At 67.9% G+C, this 18,090-nt stretch carries 14 protein-coding genes; 6 read left to right on the top strand and 8 right to left on the bottom strand.

The window, feature by feature from the left end; genetic code table 11:
- The first annotated feature begins 388 nt into the window (after positions 1-388).
- Entirely contained in the window at positions 389-832 is a 444-nt protein-coding gene (locus tag CV1CTNOD_RS05085) for a gamma-glutamylcyclotransferase (RefSeq protein ID WP_131784990.1), read from the top strand.
- A 167-nt stretch (positions 833-999) separates the two neighbouring features.
- On the opposite strand, the gene CV1CTNOD_RS05080 is transcribed toward CV1CTNOD_RS05085, so the two are convergent.
- On the bottom strand, positions 1,000-1,410 hold the full coding sequence (locus tag CV1CTNOD_RS05080) for a MarR family winged helix-turn-helix transcriptional regulator (protein WP_165485316.1): 411 nt from the start codon (positions 1,408-1,410) through the stop codon (positions 1,000-1,002).
- 213 nt (positions 1,411-1,623) lie between these two features.
- Here CV1CTNOD_RS05080 and CV1CTNOD_RS05075 point away from each other — a divergent pair, with 213 nt between their 5' ends.
- Positions 1,624-3,786, top strand: coding sequence for an MMPL family transporter (locus tag CV1CTNOD_RS05075; protein WP_131784988.1), 2,163 nt, complete (start codon positions 1,624-1,626; stop codon positions 3,784-3,786).
- 109 nt (positions 3,787-3,895) lie between these two features.
- Here CV1CTNOD_RS05075 and CV1CTNOD_RS05070 read toward each other — a convergent pair whose 3' ends face one another.
- The 5 genes from CV1CTNOD_RS05070 to CV1CTNOD_RS05050 form a co-directional block, all read right to left on the bottom strand.
- A complete protein-coding gene (locus tag CV1CTNOD_RS05070) occupies positions 3,896-5,101 on the bottom strand; it encodes an amidohydrolase (RefSeq protein WP_131784987.1) in 1,206 nt (401 codons plus the stop codon).
- 658 nt (positions 5,102-5,759) lie between these two features.
- Complete coding sequence (locus CV1CTNOD_RS05065; RefSeq protein WP_131784986.1) at positions 5,760-6,899, bottom strand: glutamate--cysteine ligase; 1,140 nt, start codon at positions 6,897-6,899, stop codon at positions 5,760-5,762.
- A 238-nt stretch (positions 6,900-7,137) separates the two neighbouring features.
- Positions 7,138-8,877: an aspartate--tRNA ligase gene (aspS, locus tag CV1CTNOD_RS05060; protein WP_131784985.1), complete on the bottom strand. Its 1,740-nt coding sequence runs from the start codon at positions 8,875-8,877 to the stop codon at positions 7,138-7,140.
- A gap of 215 nt (positions 8,878-9,092) precedes the next feature.
- Complete coding sequence (locus CV1CTNOD_RS05055) at positions 9,093-9,488, bottom strand: hypothetical protein (protein ID WP_242606371.1); 396 nt, start codon at positions 9,486-9,488, stop codon at positions 9,093-9,095.
- 294 nt (positions 9,489-9,782) lie between these two features.
- Entirely contained in the window at positions 9,783-11,363 is a 1,581-nt protein-coding gene (locus CV1CTNOD_RS05050) for an acyl-CoA mutase large subunit family protein (RefSeq protein ID WP_131784983.1), read from the bottom strand.
- 432 nt (positions 11,364-11,795) lie between these two features.
- Between CV1CTNOD_RS05050 and CV1CTNOD_RS05045 the strand changes: the two genes are divergently transcribed.
- From CV1CTNOD_RS05045 to CV1CTNOD_RS05035, 3 genes are read left to right on the top strand one after another with little or no spacing between them, the layout of a single operon-like run.
- On the top strand, positions 11,796-12,998 hold the full coding sequence (locus tag CV1CTNOD_RS05045) for a hypothetical protein (protein ID WP_131784982.1): 1,203 nt from the start codon (positions 11,796-11,798) through the stop codon (positions 12,996-12,998).
- Positions 12,999-13,007: 9 nt separating this feature from the next.
- The gene (locus tag CV1CTNOD_RS05040; RefSeq protein WP_131784981.1) at positions 13,008-13,832 is read left to right on the top strand and encodes a purine-nucleoside phosphorylase; all 825 of its coding nucleotides are present in this window, start codon (positions 13,008-13,010) and stop codon (positions 13,830-13,832) included.
- A gap of 9 nt (positions 13,833-13,841) precedes the next feature.
- Positions 13,842-15,845: a phospho-sugar mutase gene (locus CV1CTNOD_RS05035; RefSeq protein WP_131784980.1), complete on the top strand. Its 2,004-nt coding sequence runs from the start codon at positions 13,842-13,844 to the stop codon at positions 15,843-15,845.
- A gap of 134 nt (positions 15,846-15,979) precedes the next feature.
- Here CV1CTNOD_RS05035 and upp read toward each other — a convergent pair whose 3' ends face one another.
- Positions 15,980-16,603, bottom strand: a complete 624-nt coding sequence (upp, locus tag CV1CTNOD_RS05030) for a uracil phosphoribosyltransferase (protein ID WP_131784979.1) — start codon at positions 16,601-16,603, stop codon at positions 15,980-15,982.
- A gap of 70 nt (positions 16,604-16,673) precedes the next feature.
- Between upp and deoC the strand changes: the two genes are divergently transcribed.
- The gene (gene deoC, locus CV1CTNOD_RS05025; protein WP_131784978.1) at positions 16,674-17,468 is read left to right on the top strand and encodes a deoxyribose-phosphate aldolase; all 795 of its coding nucleotides are present in this window, start codon (positions 16,674-16,676) and stop codon (positions 17,466-17,468) included.
- A 3-nt stretch (positions 17,469-17,471) separates the two neighbouring features.
- Here the strand turns inward: deoC and CV1CTNOD_RS05020 are convergent.
- On the bottom strand, positions 17,472-18,090 hold a 619-nt coding region (locus tag CV1CTNOD_RS05020; protein ID WP_207386193.1), incomplete at its 5' end, for a hypothetical protein.

Here is an 18,090-nt window from a genome sequence, read left to right as displayed (position 1 = left end):
GGCCGGGATGCCGATGGTCGGGGTCTAGACTGTCTTTCGCGTAGCTGTCGAACACCGACGATCGGATCTGTGGAGTCCCGCCGGAGACCCTCTTGCTGTTATGGCGCGGTTGCGGTGCGCAGCGTCGCACGAAGCCGGATCCACGGACGTCGCGATCAGGGTCCGTAGCCGCCCGTGCAACCGCGGTCGGATCGACCGCGGCGTATGGGACGGGCGGGCAGGTACGCGGTCCGGAGCCGGCCGGAAACGGTCGAGGGTTCCCCGTGCGGCGCATCCGCGGCGGCGGGGCAGGAAGTGGGTACGGGTAGGCGCCAGTGAAGATCCTCCAGGCAGTTCTTTGCCGCTGCCGTGACGACCGCGGCACACAGGCCGGTGAAGGGCACACACGATGACCTTGTACGCTGCCTACGGCAGCAATCTCGACCCGGCCCAGATGAAGGAACGCGCGCCCCACGCCCCGGTCATCGGGACCGGTTGGATCCACGGGTGGCGGCTCACCTTCGGCGGCGAGGACGTCGGTTGGGAAGGCGCGCTGGCCACCATCGTCGAGTCGTCGCCCGGATCCCACGTGTACGTGATGCTCTACGACGTCGCCGGGCGTGACCTGAAGCAACTCGACGTCTGGGAGGGGGTGGACGCCGGCCTCTACACCCGCATCCGCGTACGGATATCCACTCTGGACGGCGAGGCGCTTGCCTGGACGTACGTGCTGGACGCCTACGAGGGCGGGCTGCCGTCCAAACGGTACGTCGCCATCATGGCCGACGCGGCGGAACGGGCCGGCGCCCCGGCCGACTACGTGGCCGATCTGCGCAACCGTCCCACCGCGTAGTTCCCGCCGCCGCGCCCCGGCGGTACACGCGGTACACGCGGTACACGCGGTACACCGCAGCCTGCCTCCGGGCTGCCGTCACGGGAACAGCTGTGGACGCAACCGGCCGGCCCGCCGGGCAAATGTAAGACCCCAAGCAGGATCAAGCGCAGGCTCCAGAGCAGAATTTAGCTACTCTCGGTACCTGCGGGTGAGCAGCCAAACCCTCGGGGCTGGACGGACTGCCCCCTTGCAGCCAACTCGTCTCCCAACAGCCCGAGAATCCGGACGAGATCAGCCTGGTCCTGCTCGGACAGCACGTCGAACAGCGCCGATGCCCGCTCGACGTGCTCCTGACCGACACGGTCCACCACCTGTTCACCCTTGCTGGTCAAGGTGATGAGTATCGCCCGACGGTCACGCGGATGCCGGGTACGGCGTACAAGGCCCTCGTGCTCGAGAGTGTCCACGAGCCCCGTCACGGCCCTGGCTGTGGTGCCGAGGTCCTGAACAAGATCACGCATGATGGGCGGATGCGGGTGGTGCCGCAGTGCCGACAGCAACCGGACACCGGCCGGACTGAGACCACCCAGCCCCACGGATGCGTGCAGGTACCTAACCCAGGCAGGACCAAAACGGGCAAATGCGTAGAAAACCTGCTCTCGCAAGGAGTGCGCGACCCCACGATCAGCATTTACCGCAGGCATGTCACCCATTGGACAAACCCTTACTGGGTTCACAATCAGCAGTGGTACCGTTGCCAAGGTCAGTATGCAAGAGCACAGATCATCTTAACGAGTAGGGAGACGCCGATGTCGGCGCTCGCGCGCTGGTGCCTCCGGCACCGCCGGCTTGTGATCTCTTTCTGGATCGTCGCCTTCCTGGCGGGAGGCGCCACAGCCGGCACCACAGCCGGCCGGCTGACCTTCGACTTCTCTCTACCCGGCCAGCCCGGCTACGAGACAGCCAAGAAAGTACTCGAGACCTACCACACGGAGAGTCAGGGCGCGCCGATCATCCTGGTGCTGTCGACGAAGCCCGGTGAAAAGGTCACCGACCAGCAGGCGACGGACAGCTTCGCCGCGGTCGAGCGGGACGTACACGGTGTCCGGGTCGTCGGAAGAGCGGAAACCGGTGACGACATCTTCGTCACCGGCGACGGACGAGCCCAGTTCGCATACGCCTTCTACCCACCGCAGACCAGCTTCACGTCCGAGACCATCGACGATCTGAAGAAATCGCTCGCCCAGCACACACCGACGGGGCTGACCGGGAGCGTCACCGGTCTGGACGAGCTGGCAACCAACGGCGCCAACGACTCGGGACCGGGGGTACTGCTCGAAACCCTGCTCGCCGGACTCGGCGCCCTGGCGATTCTCGCCTTCGTCTTCGCCTCGCTGCTCGCGCTGCTGCCGCTGCTCGTCGCCGCGGTGGCAATCCTGTCGACCTTCCTGGTCCTGCTGGGGCTGACCGTCTTCGCGGACGTGTCGTTCCTGGTACAGTTCCTCGTCTCCCTGATCGGCCTCGGTGTCGCCATCGACTACTCGCTGCTGATCGTCACCCGTTGGCGCGAGGAACGTGCGCACGGTCGGGACAACCACGACGCCGTCGTGGCCTCGATGGAGTCGGCAGGCCACGCCGTGCTGTTCAGCGGTCTCACCGTGGCGATCGGCCTGGTCGCGCTGGTCGTCATCCCGGTGCCCTTCCTGCGCTCCGTCGGCTACGGCGGAATGCTCATCCCACTGATCAGCGTGGCGGTCACGACCACCCTGCTGCCCGCGCTGCTGGGTGGCATCGGCCCCCGGGTCGACTGGCCGCGTATCCGGCACGAGAACACCGCGAGCCGGTTCTGGACGAGATGGGCGTCGCTGCTGGTGCGTCACCGCTGGATCGGCGCCGGTGTCGGTATCGCCATCCTCACCGCTTTGATCATTCCGTTCTTCGGGGTCCAGATCGGTACGGCGCAGTCCGGATCGCTGGCGAAGACCGGTCCCGCCTACGAGGCGCTGAAAGTCCTGGAGGACGGCGGTGCCCCGAAGGGCATCCTCACCCCGGCCGAGATTCTGGTCCAGTCACCTGTGGCAGGCGACGTGGTGCAGCGCGCCCGAGCTGTGGACGGCGTGGTCACCGTGACCGCCCCGACCGGCCCCGAGTCGAACCAGGCCGGCACGTCACTGATCATTGCCGTGCCGGACAAGGAGACCGCGGGCGGAAGCAGCACCGACCCGATCCGCAGAATGCGATCCGCGCTGCACGACGTGCCCGGAGTCATCGGCCTGACCGGGATCGGCGCATTGCAGCTGGACTACCTGCACGGTGTCTACGGGGTGTTTCCCTGGGCCCTGGCTCTGATCGTCATCGTCACCTACGTCCTGCTGGTGCGGGCCTTCCGCTCGCTGCTGCTGCCGCTGAAGGCAGTGTTGCTCAACCTCGTCTCGCTGGGGGCGACGTTCGGGGCCACAGTGCTGTTCTGGCAGCATGGTTATGGCTCCGAGCAGATCTACGGCATCGAAGCCACGGGTGCCATCACCTTCTGGTTGCCGCTGATGGTCTTCGCGTTCCTGTTCGGTCTGTCCATGGACTACGAGGTGTTCATCCTCGCCCGCATCCGCGAGGAGTACGACACCCGCGGCGACACCAACGCCGCTGTCATCGAAGGAGTCGGCCGCACCGGGCGGCTGGTCACGTCGGCCGCCCTGATCCTGTTCCTGTCGTTCCTGTCGCTGTCGACCGGGCCGCAGACCGACATCAAGCTGTTCGCGACCGCGCTCGGCTTCGGCATCCTGCTGGACGCGACGGTCGTCCGGATGCTCCTGGTGCCAGCCCTGGTCTCCCTGTTCGGCAGCTGGAACTGGTATCTGCCGGACTGGGTCGCGAAGCTGCTGCGGATCGAGAAGTCGCACCCGCAGCCAGCTGTCCCGGAACCCCGCTCCCGGCCCGAGCCGAGCATCCAGGTCCCCACCAGCTCCAGATAGAACCGCCTGTCAAAGGAGTGAAGCCGGCGGCCGACGGGAACACCCGTCGGCCGCCGGCTTCACTTATACTCTGGGCCTATTGCTCAGCTTTTTCGGCGACTGTGAAAAGTCATTCGCCGGCCTCGGCCTCACCGGCCGCCGACACCAGATCGACCGCGGTGGTCGCCAGCAGCCGGACACCAAGACCGATAGCCCGCTCGTCCACGTCGAACCGACCCTGATGAAGATCATAAATGGGGCCGCCAGGACTGCGGGTGCCCAACCTCGCGAGCGCTCCCGGCACCCGCTGGAGGTACCAGGCGAAGTCCTCACCGCCCAGGGACTGGCCCGTGGGGGCGACGGCATCCTCACCGATCGCCGTCACGGTCGCCCGGCGAAGCGCCTCCGTAGCGCTCACGGAGTTGAGCACCGGAGGTACGTCCTGGCGGTGCTCAATCGTCGCAGTAGCGCCGAACGGCGCCACGATCTGCGAGACCAGCCGTTCGACCATAGCCGGTGCCTGTTTCCACAGTTCTTCGTCGAGCAGCCGCAACGTGCCCCGTAGGAGACCGCTGCGGGGAATTGCGTTCGGGACGCTTCCCGCCTCGATCTGTCCCCAGACCAGGCATGCCGCCGCACGGGGATCGACCGTTCGCGACAGCGCCGCGGGCAGCCCGGTCACGACCTGCGCCAACGCGTACACCAGATCCACGGTGTTCTGTGGACGCGAGGTATGTCCACCAGGACCCTGCAGCCGGACTTCGATGTAGTCCGTCGCGGCCGTGATCGGACCGCTGCGGATGCCGACGCGCCCGACCTCGAGCGCCGGGTCACAGTGGACGGCTGTCGCCGCGGTCACCGAATCCAGCACACCCTCACGAATCAGATCGAGTGCGCCACCGGGCATGACCTCCTCGGCCGGCTGGAACACCAGTCGGACGGTGCCGGGCAACGAATGGCGCTCGTCGAACGCCGCAAGTGCCATGCCGACCCCGAGCACGATCGCGGTGTGGACGTCGTGCCCGCAAGCATGGCTCACTCCTGACACACAGGAGGAGTAAGGGAGATCTTTTTCGTCCCGGATCGGTAGCGCGTCGATGTCCGCGCGGACCATGACAACGGGGCCGGAACCTGTACCGACATCGCACCACAGGCCGGTACCCGAGGACATGACCCGTGGCTTCAGACCAGAACCGTTGAGCGACTCCGCGATCAGTTCGGTCGTCCTCAACTCCTGCCAGGACAGCTCGGGATGCGCGTGGATGTCACGACGGACATCCACAAGATCTTTTTCATTGTCTTCCAGCCAGGATGCGACGAAGTTCTCAACCTTCACCGCGCAGCCACCTGCCCCGCGCCCCTACCTTGACTCACGAGCCCTCGACACCGAAAAGCCATGGCCCCCTGCAAGTCAAACCCCCACTCTCCTGGCGTCAGAGAACTACTGAATGTTACTGCGTGCCGAGACGCCCGCGGCGACACGGCAACCGGAACGACGCGGCAACCGGGGCGCAGCAGACGCCGACATGCCATCGCCGGATTCCGGGCAGATCGGCTCACAGCCCACGAGGAACGCCGAGAGTCGCAGCGCAAAGTCGCACCGCCGCGGGCAGGAGCACCATCGCTCGCCACCTGTCAACCACGGTACCCGCCCCCGTTACCCCTGGCGTAAATATTCGGTCAACCCGTGGGGTGCCAGGACGTTTGTGCAGCTCAGCCGGGGTGTGGGAGTCAAGATTCCATGGGTTGGCCGAACACGTACCCCCTGGCCGCCACGGCCTCTTACCCCCGACTGCTTACCCCCGACTGCTTACCCCCGACTACTTAGCCCCGACCGCGCCCCGCGGTCTGCCCGCCTCAGCCCGCGGCGCGGGAGCAACTGCAGGATCCTCGGGTTCTCACTCAAGATCCGCAGACATGGGAAAAGAGCCATGAGCATACACCGTGTGGCCAACCAGAACACAAGAACTGTTGACCATACCGCCTTTGCGCTGCTAAAGCGGCCGGCCAGACTTCATCTCCCGAAGAAGGGCGTCGACCACCGCAGCAAGATCCCCGTCGGCCCGTTGCGCCGCCGCACGCTGACGGTCGCAGCTCGAGCCAACCTCCAGAATGTGCAGGACGTCGGTGAGCTCGTCGACACATTCCAGCCGCCGCGCGACGGGCAGCAGATCGTTCACGAGACCGGCGATCTCGTCCCGGACTCCTCGGGTCGTGCCCTGCTCGTCGAGCAGGATCTCGGCGTCCAGGCCGTACCGCGCGGCCCGCCACTTGTTCTCCTGCACGACCCAGCGCTGTGGTGTCGGCAGCCGGTAACCCTCGTCGAGCCAGGTGTTCATCCGGTCGACCAGGCACTGTGTCAAAGCGGCGATCGCCCCGATCTCCAGCAGGGTCGGCAACCCGTCACAGATGCGCAGTTCCACCGTGCCGAAGTCCGGGTGGGGCCGGACGTCCCACCACACCTCACGGATGGTCTCCACCGTTCCGGATGACACCAGCGTCGCCACGAACTGCTCGAACTGTCCCCAGTCCGAAAGAAGGTACGGCAGGCCGGCGGTGGGCATGCTCTCGAACACCTTCGAGCGTGATGACGCAAGCCCTGTGTCCAGACCCAGCCAGAACGGCGAGGAGGCCGACAGCGCAAGGAAATGCGGGATGTAGGCGGCAAGCGCGTTCACAACGGGAATCGCCCTGTCCCGCGCGGGGACACCGACATGCACGTGCACGCCGAAAACCAGCAGGCGCCGGGCGACCCACTGCATCCGTTCCAGGATCGAGCGGTAGCGCGGGTCCGGGCTGACCTGTTGCGTGGCATAGCTGGTGAGCGGGTGGGTACCGCTGCACATCAGGGCAAGCCCGCGTGATGCGGCCAGATCCTCGATGAGACCGACGGTCACGGACAGGTCGGCCTTGGCGTCGGCAACCGTGTCACAGACACCGGTGACAACCTCGATGATCGATTCGAACAGCTCGTGTTTGGCCCGCTGTTCGGCATGTTCACCGATCTTGGCCTGGTACTCGTCGAGAATGGCGCTCGCCGCCCCGCGAAGTTGACGAGTACGACGATCAACCAATGCCAGCTCCCACTCGATGCCGAGACTGGACGTCGGCGACGGCGAGAAAGGTATCTGCATTCCCGGGCCTCCTGTCGTATCCGGCGTGTGATCCACCACCGACGCCGTCCGGAGCCGAACCATCCATCCGATCCGGCTGTCCGTCCGGATGCGGATTCACCGGTCATACCCACAACACGGCGTGCGATGCGGCCAGGTAACCGTAAAACGGCCGGGGGACGTCCGGAGGCAATTTCACCTGCCGCACCTGCCGGCCGCGGGCGGAATACGCGAGGGCTGCGGGTGAAGGCGGCGAGCTTTACGCTGTCGGGAGTACGCGGATGCCCAGCTCACGTAGCTGGCGGGCATCGATCGGGGTCGGTGCGCCGGTCATCGGGTCAAGTCCGGACTGGGTTTTCGGGAAGGCGATGACCTCGCGGATGTTGTCCTCGCCGGCCAGGATCGCCACCAGCCGGTCGATGCCGACGGCGAAACCACCGTGAGGCGGGGCGCCGTAGGAGAACGGCGTCAGGAAGAAACCGAACCGGCGGTCGGCATCCTCCGCCGAGATCCCCAGCGCGGTGAAGATACGCTGTTGCAGGTCGGGCTCGTGGATCCGGATCGAACCCGAGCCAAGCTCCCAGCCGTTGAGCACCAGGTCGTAGGCGCGGCTGCGGACGGCCAGCGGCTCGGTCTCGAGCTTGTCGAGATCGTCGGGATGCGGCCGGGTGAAGGGGTGATGGCCGGGCTTGGGACGTCCGGTCTGCGTGTCGACCCCCACGAACAGCGGGAAGTCAGTGATCCAGACAAAACGGAACCCGCCCTCACCGGCGGGCGGGCGGCCGATGCCGTTACGGAGCTGGCCGAGCACCTCACAGACCGTCGTCCACTCGTCGGCGACGAGCAGCAGCAGGTCGCCGTCCTCACCCCCGGTCGCCTTCACGATCGCGGCCAGCTCGGCAGCGGAGAGGAACTTCGCCACCGGCGACTCCAGCGATCCGCCGGCGCCGACCCGCATCCACACCAGGCCCTTCGCGCCGAGCTGCTTGGCCCGCTCGGTCAGCGCGTCCAGGGCCTTGCGGTTGTGCGCGGCCGAACCGTCCGGCACGCGGATACCCTTCACCGACGGCGCCCCGGCGAATGCCTGGAAGGCGCTGCCCGTGAAGACCCCGGTCAGCTCGACGAGCTCCATGCCGAAGCGCAGGTCGGGCTTGTCCACACCGAAGCGGTCCATGGCCTCGTGCCAGGTGATGCGCTCGATCGGCGGAACCGGCCCGCCGGTCACGGCCCGCGCGGCAGTCAGCACGGCAGCAGAGATCACTTCCAGAACGTCGTCCTGGTCGACGAAACTCATCTCGACGTCCAGCTGGGTGAACTCGTACTGCCGGTCGGCGCGCAGGTCCTCATCGCGCAGGCAGCGGGCGAACTGGAAGTAACGGTCGGTACCACCCACCATCAACAGCTGCTTGAACAGCTGCGGGGACTGCGGCAGCGCATAGAAGCTGCCCGGGAACTGCCGGGACGGCACGACGAACTCCCGCGCCCCCTCCGGTGTGGACGGCATGAGCAGCGGAGTCTCGACCTCGACGAAATCCCGGGGCACCAGGACGGAGCGCAGCGCGGCCAGGACCGCCGAACGGGTACGCAGGTTGCGCTGCATGCGCTCGCGGCGCAGGTCCAGGTACCGGTAGGTGAGCCGGGTCGCCTCGTCGACCGAGTCCGCCCGCTCGTCGATCGGGAACGGCGGCGGGACCGCCGGGGAGAGGACCGTCACCGTGCAGTCGTGCAGTTCGACCTCTCCGGTGGCCAGGCTGGGGTTCCTCGTCCCCTCGGGTCGGGCCGCCACCGTTGCGGTGACGACGACGACGTACTCGGACCGGACGTCCACGGATCCGTCCACCACGCACTGCACCTGGCCGGAGTGGTCCCGCAGGTCGACGAACATCAGCGACTGGCCGTGCTGGCGGCGGCGAGCCACCCAGCCGCATACCGTAACCGTCTCACCGATGTGCTCCGTGCGCAGCGCACCGCACAGGTGTGACCGCATCGCCGTCTTCATCGACCGTTCCGCCCGTTCGCTGTAGTTCCTGAGCACGCCCGTATCACGACGCCTGTATCGCGACCGACCTTACCGGCCCGAACCACGGTGACCGATCAAATTGATGCCCCGGGGCTTCCGAGAGCGCGCCCGGGCCCTGGACAACCATCCCACCGAGTGACCAGATGCCCGCTGATCATAAGGCCGGATCACCATCGGTCCTGGTCAGACAAACGCTAACGGGAGCGCAGTGCGCGGATGAAGCGGGCGACCTCGCTGCGGAGGGCTGCCGGTACCCGCAGCACCTGGCGTCCGGCCGGGGTCATCAGGTCGACGGTGATCAGATCACCGTGCTTACGCCCCTGGGACGCCGACACCACCCGCCGGTCGAACGCGACGTCGAAGTAGTCACCCGCCCGCGGGAACGGCGCGACGACCAGCAGCCGACGGGTGGTGAGCAGGATCCAGCGTGACGTCCCGAGCCGGTGCCCGATGAACCGCTCGGCACGCGCGGTGAGCGCACCCGGGCCGGAGGGGCCGGTGAGCCGGCCCCGGAGCACGACCTCGGTGAACTCCCCCGGCTCCAGCGGAACCTCCGGCGGGCTGACCTTCCGTGCTGGTTGTACGCGCACACCGTCCAGCCTTCCACCGTGGGTGCCGTCCGCGCAGGGCTACGCCCACCTCTGGCAGGGCCACACCGGCCTCGGACGAGCCGGCCACCGCCTCCGGCACGGCTCGGCGTTGTGATACTTACCGACCGCTGGCGAAGCCTTGTGATACCAAACAGCCCTGTAGGTATCACAAGGCCGCCGGGACGATGCCGCCGATGCGGGCGCGGGCCTGGCAAGGTCGAGGAGCTGTCGCGTACCCGGAGGGTGCGCAAAGCGACGAGAAACGCCGCCAGGGGTGTGCCCCGCGCCCGGCGGTCAGAAGGCGTCGGCGGGGTGGTAGATCCCCCAGACCGCACGCAGGGCGTGGCAGACCTCGCCGACCGTGGCCCGGGCGCGCAGCGCCTCCTTGAGCGGGTAGAGGACGTTGTCGGTTCCCTGCGCGGCTGCCTTCACCGCGTCCAGATGGCGGGTCACCTCGGTGTTGTCGCGGTCGGCTCGCAGGGTGGCCAGCCGGACCGACTGATCGGCCTCGATCGCCGGGTCGACCCGCAGCGGCTCGTAGATCTCCTCCTGCGCAGCACGGAATCGGTTGACGCCGACCACGGTGCGTGAGCCGTCCTCGATTCCCTTCATGACCGCGTAGGCGGAGTTCTCGATCTCGCTCTTCTGGTAGCCCTGCTCGATCGCGGCGACGGCTCCCCCACGCTTCTCGACCTGTTCCATGAGCTCACGGGCGGCCTGCTCGACGTCGTCGGTGAGGGCCTCGACCGCGTAGGAACCGGCGAACGGATCGACCGTGGCGGTGATGTCCGTCTCGTAGGCGAGAACCTGCTGGGTGCGCAGTGCCAGCGTCGCGGCCTTGACCGTCGGCAAGGCGATGGCCTCGTCGTAGGAGTTCGTGTGCAGGCTCTGGGTGCCTCCCAGCACCGCGGCGAGGCCCTGTACGGCGACCCGGACAAGGTTGACCTCGGGCTGCTGAGCGGTGAGCTGCACGCCCGCGGTCTGGGTGTGGAAGCGCAGCATCATCGACTTGGGATTCGTCGCGCCGAAGGTGTTCTTCATCACGTCCGCCCAGATCCGGCGGGCGGCGCGGAATTTCGCCACCTCCTCCAGCAGGGTCGTGCGGGAGACGAAGAAGAAGGAAAGCCGGGGGGCGAATTCGTCCACGGCGAGTCCCGCTTCGACGGCGGCCCGGACGTAGGCGATGCCGTTCGCGAGGGTGAAGGCGATCTCCTGCGCGGGTGTGGCCCCGGCCTCTGCCATGTGGTAGCCGGAAATCGAGATCGTGTTCCATCGGGGGATCTCGTTGCGGCAGTATGCAAACGTGTCCGAAACCAGCCGCAGGGACGGTGCGGGCGGATAGATGTAGGTACCGCGGGCGATGTATTCCTTGAGAACGTCGTTCTGGATGGTTCCAGTGATCTTCGCGCCGGGGACGCTCTGTTCCTCGGCAACCAGTTGGTACAGCAGCAGCAGGACCGACGCCGGCGCGTTGATGGTCATCGACGTGGAGACCTTGTCCAGCGGGATACCGGCGAAGAGCACCCGCATGTCCTCGATCGAGTCGATCGCCACCCCGACCTTCCCGATCTCGCCGTGAGCGATCGGTTCGTCGGAGTCGTAGCCCATCTGGGTGGGCAGGTCGAACGCGACCGAAAGCCCTCCGGTGCCCGCGGCAACGAGCGAGTGGTATCGCTCGTTGGACTCCCTGGCGGTGCCGAAGCCGGCGTACTGCCGCATTGTCCACGGCTTGCCGGTGTACATGGTCGGGTAGACGCCCCGGGTGAACGGGTACTCACCGGGCGAACCCAGGCGCTCCGCCGAACCCTCAGGAAGATCGGACGCACTGTAAACTGGCTTGATCGGCTGGCCGGACTCCGACAGACGCTCGCTCATGGCCAGATCGTAGGGAAACCCTGCCTACTCATGCGCGATTCCCGCGCCGGGTTCACCGTCACGTACAGCGGCGCCGCAGATCGGTGGCGGGGGCAAGCGAGTCGGTGCCCGGTGCCGCCATGCGCCGGCCCGCAGGCCTACCGGCCCCACCAGCCAGCACCGTCCGTCCCGGCACCAAGCCGAGCCGAGCCGAGCCGGTGGCCGGAGCCCTTGCCCGGATCCGACCACAAAGCAGGCAAAAGCGGTTATTCTCGTCGGCTTCCGTTGGAAAAGCGCACATGTGACTGCCGTTACGTCTACCGTTGACGGAAAGGCTCCACGGCGCACGCCACCGACAGAACCGACGTGCGGTCGCGTGGGTTCATACTGCCCGGCCGACGTGGCCCGCCGGGAGTCCGGTCGGTTATCTCCAGGACGGGAACGGGGCTGCCCATGACCGGCGACACCATAACCCAGTTGACCGTCGAGACGATCAGGACGGAGCTCGTCGCGCTCTCGGCCGGATCGGGTGTGAACGTCGAGAAACTCGAGAGATCGTCGCTGGTGAAACTGCTGCCGGAAACACCTGAGGAATGGTCGGACAACCAACGCGCCGCGGCATTACAGAAGATCATAGTCGAGTGCTGTCATGCAATTACTCAGGAAAAGCTGCGGACCGGCGCGCAGATCGGTTTCAATATCGACGGAGAGAATCCGGACGAGTCATCCCTGACGGCCCGGATCGATGCGCTCGCGCACCGGCGAGGCCGGCACGAGCGGACGGTACGAGAATGGTTCTACCGGGGGACCGTCGAGGCGGCGCTCCTGCTCAGGCAGCGGGTGACGGAGCTGAACGGTCGTGCCGGCTGGCAGGACTACCTGCCGGGGAACAGTCCGCCGGACCTCCTCGACGCCGATCGGCCACGGTTCCTCCTCGACCGGACCGAACTGCTGGTGCGGCTTTCCGGCCGGATCCCGGCGGAGGTGCTGATATTCCGCTCCCTGGTCGCGCTCGACGACGGGATCGACCGTTACGTCGCTACTGCCCGATATCACAGCGACCCGCGCCCCGGGGTGGTCTCCGTCGAACCGCTGGCAAACTGCGCGGTCCGGCGTTCCGCATTCACCCCAAACGGGTACGAGATGACCGAACTCGGATTTTCCACAGCGCTTCAGCCCGGCCACCGTATTTCCTTCGCATACCGGCTGCTGATACACACCGACCGCGAGATGACACCGGTCCTGAACTACTCGCCGAAAGCACAGCAGAACAGCCGGTACATATTTCAGCTCCAGTTCGACCCGACAGCACCGCCGGTGCGCGTGTGGTATTTCAACGGGGTGCTCGGCCCGGAGACGCGCCTGCATCCGGACAACGAGGACCACTGGCTTGAGCCGAGCAGCCTCGGATACGTCCGCAAGGACTTCGTCGAGCTTTCCCGCAGGCTTCACTACGGGGTGGCGTGGGACTGGCCCCAGGACTCGCTCGGACCAGCCGCCCAGGGACGGCCGGACCATGATTTTCGCGCCGCCGCGGGCCCCCGAGACGTTGACGCTCTTGGTGCGGCCCCGCAGAGCTTCTGCCGGGCCGCACCAGCCGGCCAAAGAGCGCGCGATCATGGATCTTTCTGCGCGCTCGGAGGCCCAGGCGCCTAAAGTCACTGCATGCGGCACACCATTGTCCCGGACACGACGGCTGTCCCGGACACGACGGCCTCCGCGGCCCGCCTGGCCGAGATCACCGGTGTCGGAGGTCACGACATCGCCATCGTGCTCGGCACCGGATGGCTGCCCGCCGCGGACGTGCTGGCCATGGCCGGAACCGTGACGGGTGAGGTGGCCGTCACCGAACTCGGTGGCTTCCCGCCGTCGAGCGCCCCCGGTCACGCCGGGACGGTGCGCTCGATCTTCCTCGGTGGCCGTCATCTCCTGCTGTTTCTCGGCCGGGTCCATGCCTACGAGGGCCATCACCCCCGCGTCGTCGCCCACGGTGTCCGCACGGCCTGCGCCGCGGGCGTGTCCACCGTGGTACTCACCAACGCCGCGGGCGGGCTGCGCGAGGACCATACGGTCGGCCAGGCCGTGCTCATCTCCGATCATCTGAATCTCACCGGTCGCAGTCCCCTGGTCGGACCGCGGTTCGTCGACCTCACCGACGCCTATGCTCCGCGCCTGCGCGCACTGGCGCGTACTGCCGACCCGACCCTCACCGAAGGGGTCTACGCGGCACTGCCCGGACCGCACTTCGAGACCCCGGCCGAGATCCGGATGCTGCGGACGCTCGGTGCGGACCTGGTCGGCATGTCGACCGTGCACGAGACGATCGCGGCGCGGGCGGAGGGCGCCGAGGTGCTGGCGCTGTCCCTGGTGACCAACCTCGCCGCCGGCATGACCGGCGAGCCGATCGACCACACCGAGGTGCTGGCCGCCGGTGCCGGCGCGGCCGAACGCATGGGCGCACTGCTCGCCTCGGTCGTCACCAGACTGTGAGCGGTCGGGGTGGACGCGTCCGTCGGGGATGACCCGGACCTGGACCTGCTCGCCCGGGCCCGGCAGTGGATCGCCGACGACCCGGAGCCGGCCGACCGGGCCGAACTCACCGCCGTGTTCGACGCCGCGTTCGACACCGGTGACCTCGAAGCCCTACGGGAGCGGTTCTCCGGCGGTCTGCGCTTCGGCACGGCCGGGCTTCGCGGACCGCTTCGCGCCGGCCCGACCGGGATGAACACCGCGGTCGTCCGGCGGACGGCGGCGGGTCTGGCCGTCTGGCTGCTCGCCCGGCAGGCCGGTACGGCCGCTTCAACCACGTCAGCTCCAACCGGATCAGCTCCGGTGACCCCAGCTCCAACGGCGTCACCGTCAACCACACCCACCACACCCACCATGTCAGCCACGTCAGCCACGTCAGCCACGCCGACCGCTTCGGGGCTGCCGCCGCGTGACGATCGTCCGCCCCCGCTGGTCGTCGTGGGCGCGGACGCCCGGCATGGCAGTGAACGGTTCGCCTTCGACAGTGTTCGTGTGCTGGCCGGCGCGGGGTTGCGGGCGGCCCTGCTACCGGTCCCGGTGCCCACGCCGGTGCTGGCGTTCGCCGTCCGCCATCTCGGTGCGGACGCCGGCATCATGGTCACCGCAAGTCATAATCCGGCGACCGACAACGGTTACAAGGTGTACCTGGGCGCACCGTCCGGCGATCCGGCGAACGGAGCGCAGATCGTCGCTCCCGTCGACAGCGAGATCGAAGCCGCAATCGACGCTGTCGGGCCGGCGGCGTCCCTCCCTCTCGGCGACGGCTGGACGCGCCTTGGTGAGGAGATCCGTTCCAGCTATGTGGCGGCGGCCGCGGACACGCTGCGGACGGACGGCGCAGGCGACCTCGCCGACGTCCGGGTGGCGTACACCCCATTGCACGGTGTGGGCGCGGACACCTTCGAAGCCGTGTTCACCCGCGCGGGCCTCGCCGCGCCGTTCATGGTTGCCGAGCAGGTCCGTCCCGACCCGGACTTCCCGACGGTCCCGTTCCCGAACCCCGAGGAACCCGGCGTGATGGACCGGGTGCTCGCGCTCGGCCGTGCGGTGGGTGCCGATGTCGTCATTGCCAACGATCCGGACGCGGACCGCTGCGCGGTCGCGGTAAATGACCGGATCCTCACCGGAGACGAGGTGGGCATGCTCCTCGCCGAGGAGACACTGCGCACCCGGCCCGGGCCGGTTGCGACGACGATCGTCAGCTCCCGCGCGCTGGCCACGCTCGCGACCGCGCACAACATACGGTTCTTCGAAACCCTCACCGGCTTCAAGTGGATCATGCGGGCGCATCCCGACCTGGCGTTCGGTTACGAGGAGGCGCTCGGCTACGCGGTCGCCCCCGATCTCGTCCGCGACAAGGACGGGATCACCGCGGCCCTGGCCGTCGCCGGGATCGCCGCGGCGGACAAGCGCCGCGGGCGGACCCTGCTCGACCGGCTGGACGACCTCGCCCGCCGGTATGGGCTGTACGTCACCGCCCAGGTGTCGATCCGGCTGACCGGATCGGCTGCCTCGGTTGAGTCGGCCGCCTCAGCCGGCTCAACCGGCCAGAAACGAAACAATCATGACCCTGTTCGCTCCCGGGATTCCGTCGGAAGCTGCATGGGGACCCTCGGAGGCCCCACGGGTACCGAGCGGATCTCCGCCATCATGACCGCGCTGCGGGCCGATCCTCCCAGCCGGTTCGGGGACACGGCGGTCGTCGGCGTCCACGACCTCGCCGCACTATCCGCGCACGGTCGGACGGCTGGCAGCGTGCCACCGGCCGACGTGGTCGTTTTTCTTCTCACGGACGGCGGACGGGTGGTCGTCCGCCCCAGCGGCACCGAACCAAAGATCAAGTCATATCTGGAAGTGATCGCCCCGGTCGGCCCCGGAGCCGACGCGGAGGCTCTCGCGGCTGCCCGCCAGCAGGCGGACAGCCGCATGGCCACCCTCCGCGACGCCGTCCGCCGGCTCCTCCTCGATCTCTGAAGCCGCGGGAGGTACCCGCGCATGCCGTATGCCGCGGCAGTCCTCAGGAGCACAACCCGCTGTGAACCGGGGGCTTGGGGCCCCGGCAGCGAAAGGAACATGATCCTGTCGCCCTTGGCCCTTCAGAACGCGCCTCAGACCGCGCCGAACTGCCGGTCGCCGGCGTCCCCGAGACCGGGAACGATGAAGGCGTTGTCGTCGAGCCGCTCGTCGATGCCGGCGGTCACGACCCGTATGTCGAAGCCGCCCGCGTCCAGCGCGGCGATCCCTTCGGGCGCGGCGAGCACGCAGACCAGGACCATGCCCGTGGCCCCATGCTCGGCCAGCAGGTTCAGACAGTGTGCCGCTGATCCGCCGGTGGCGAGCATCGGGTCGAGGAGCAGCACGGGATAGCCGGCAAGGCTTGCCGGCAGCGACTCCAGGTAGACATGGGGCTGGAAGGTCCGCTCGTCCCGGGCCAGGCCGACGAAGCCGGTCCGGGCCTCGGGCAGCAGGCTCAAAGCCGCTTCCAGCATCCCCAGACCCGCCCGCAACACCGGCACGACGATCGGTGCCGTGGCCAGCCTGCTGCCTGCGGTCGGGGTGAGCGGGGTGGTGACCGGGTACCGGACCGTCGGCAGCTCCCGGGTGGCCTCGTAGATCAGCATCGTCGACAGTTCACGCAGCGCCGCGCGGAACACCGGCGGTTGCGTCGCCTTGTCGCGCAGCACGGTCAGCCGTGCGGCCGCCAGAGGATGTTCGACGACGTCGACCCGCACGACTGCCTCCTGCCAGGGCCCTGCCCGGTGGAACTCCGACCGCTGCTCCCACCCGCCATGATGGCCCGCAATGATGGAGGCTATGACGAGCGTCCCCGCCGGAGCGGACCGTCCCGCCGGAGCGGGTGGAGCGGGTGGAGCGGTGCCGGGTCTCCCTGCTCCGCCACGCCGGTCCGAACTCGCCCGAATGATCGACCACACCCTACTGCGTCCCGAAGCCACCGTGGAGGAGATCCTCGCGCTGTGCACCGAAGCCACGGAACTGGGCGTCGGCACGGTGTGCGTCGCGCCCACCCACGTCTACCTGGCGGCCGCCGCGGCCCGCCGGGAGCGTCCGAAGGACACGCAAGACCAGCCGGACGATCCGGCGTTCGCGGTGGCCTCGGTGATCGGATTCCCCCACGGCACCCATCTGACCGTGGTCAAGGCGCAGGAGGCCCGCCGGGCCGTGGCCGACGGGGCGGACGAGATCGATCTGGTGATCGACCTGGCCTGCGCGATGGAGGAGAACTGGCGGTCGATCGAGGCCGAGATAGCCGAAGTGCGGCTGGCCGTCCCACCGCACGTGATCCTCAAAGTGATCATCGAAAGCGCGCTGCTGCCGGACGCCGGCATCGCGGCGGCCTGCCGGGCCGCGGAGGCGGGCGGCGCCGAGTTCGTGAAGACGTCGACGGGCTTCCACCCCGCGGGCGGGGCGAGCCTGCGGGCGGTACGGGCGATGGCGGCGACGATCGGCGGTCGGCTCGGCATCAAGGCCAGCGGGGGTATCCGTACCGCCGAGCAGGCCTTTGCCTTCGTCAGTGCCGGTGCGACCAGACTGGGAATGTCCGCCACCCGGGACGTCCTCACTGCCGTCCCGGAGTGAAACCTATCCCTGGGCCGACACGGCCTTCTTCGCGGCGTTGAGGAATCTGTCGCCGGCGGCGGTCAGTTCCGCGGACTCGGCGCCGGCCTGGTGTTCCCAGGCGTCATAGGTGTCGCCGGCACGATAGCCCCGTAGTACGTCCGTCAGCCGGCGCATGCACTCGATGGTGTCGTCGTAGTGACGCGCGACCGGTGCGGCCGGGCCGAACCTGACGCACAGCCGTCCATAGGCGGTCCGGGCCGATTCGTTCGCCTGGTTCCGGCGCTTCAGATATTCTTTTGCCTCGTCGTCGCCGTCCATGATCCCTCGGGACCACAATGACATGCAGTAGGCCGTGGCCCGTTGGGATCGCGCCAGATGCTCGGCGGCGAAGTCCAGCGCGTCACGACATTCCTTCTGGATGGCGAGACGATGTGATCGTCGTGCTTCCATACGGCCGGAAAACGCGGTGATTCCCGGCGCGCCGATGCCGGTGACGACAACGCTGACAATCGCAAGTACCATCACGTCCGACATGATCAACCATGGTAGCGGACCGGCCTGCTCCGTCCGCCTCGCGCGAGGCGCGGCCGGGCGGTCGGCGGCGTCGCCGGCACCATTGACACGGGCGGCGCTCCCGCCC

It is taken from the genome of Protofrankia symbiont of Coriaria ruscifolia (assembly GCF_900634745.1).
GTDB classification, from domain to species: Bacteria; Actinomycetota; Actinomycetes; order Frankiales; family Frankiaceae; genus Protofrankia; species Protofrankia californiensis.
This window is presented reverse-complemented; position numbering and strand designations above follow the sequence as displayed.

Bases quoted from the DNA above. Each gene is read 5' to 3' on its own strand.
- deoC (WP_131784978.1), top strand. From the start codon at position 16,674: ATGATGGAGGCTATGACGAGCGTCCCCGCCGGAGCGGACCGTCCCGCC.
- CV1CTNOD_RS05050 (WP_131784983.1), bottom strand. From the start codon at position 11,363: ATGAGCGAGCGTCTGTCGGAGTCCGGCCAGCCGATCAAGCCAGTTTAC.
- CV1CTNOD_RS05045 (WP_131784982.1), top strand. From the start codon at position 11,796: ATGACCGGCGACACCATAACCCAGTTGACCGTCGAGACGATCAGGACG.
- CV1CTNOD_RS05040 (WP_131784981.1), top strand. From the start codon at position 13,008: ATGCGGCACACCATTGTCCCGGACACGACGGCTGTCCCGGACACGACG.
- CV1CTNOD_RS05085 (WP_131784990.1), top strand. From the start codon at position 389: ATGACCTTGTACGCTGCCTACGGCAGCAATCTCGACCCGGCCCAGATG.
- aspS (WP_131784985.1), bottom strand. From the start codon at position 8,877: ATGAAGACGGCGATGCGGTCACACCTGTGCGGTGCGCTGCGCACGGAG.
- CV1CTNOD_RS05075 (WP_131784988.1), top strand. From the start codon at position 1,624: ATGTCGGCGCTCGCGCGCTGGTGCCTCCGGCACCGCCGGCTTGTGATC.
- CV1CTNOD_RS05065 (WP_131784986.1), bottom strand. From the start codon at position 6,899: ATGCAGATACCTTTCTCGCCGTCGCCGACGTCCAGTCTCGGCATCGAG.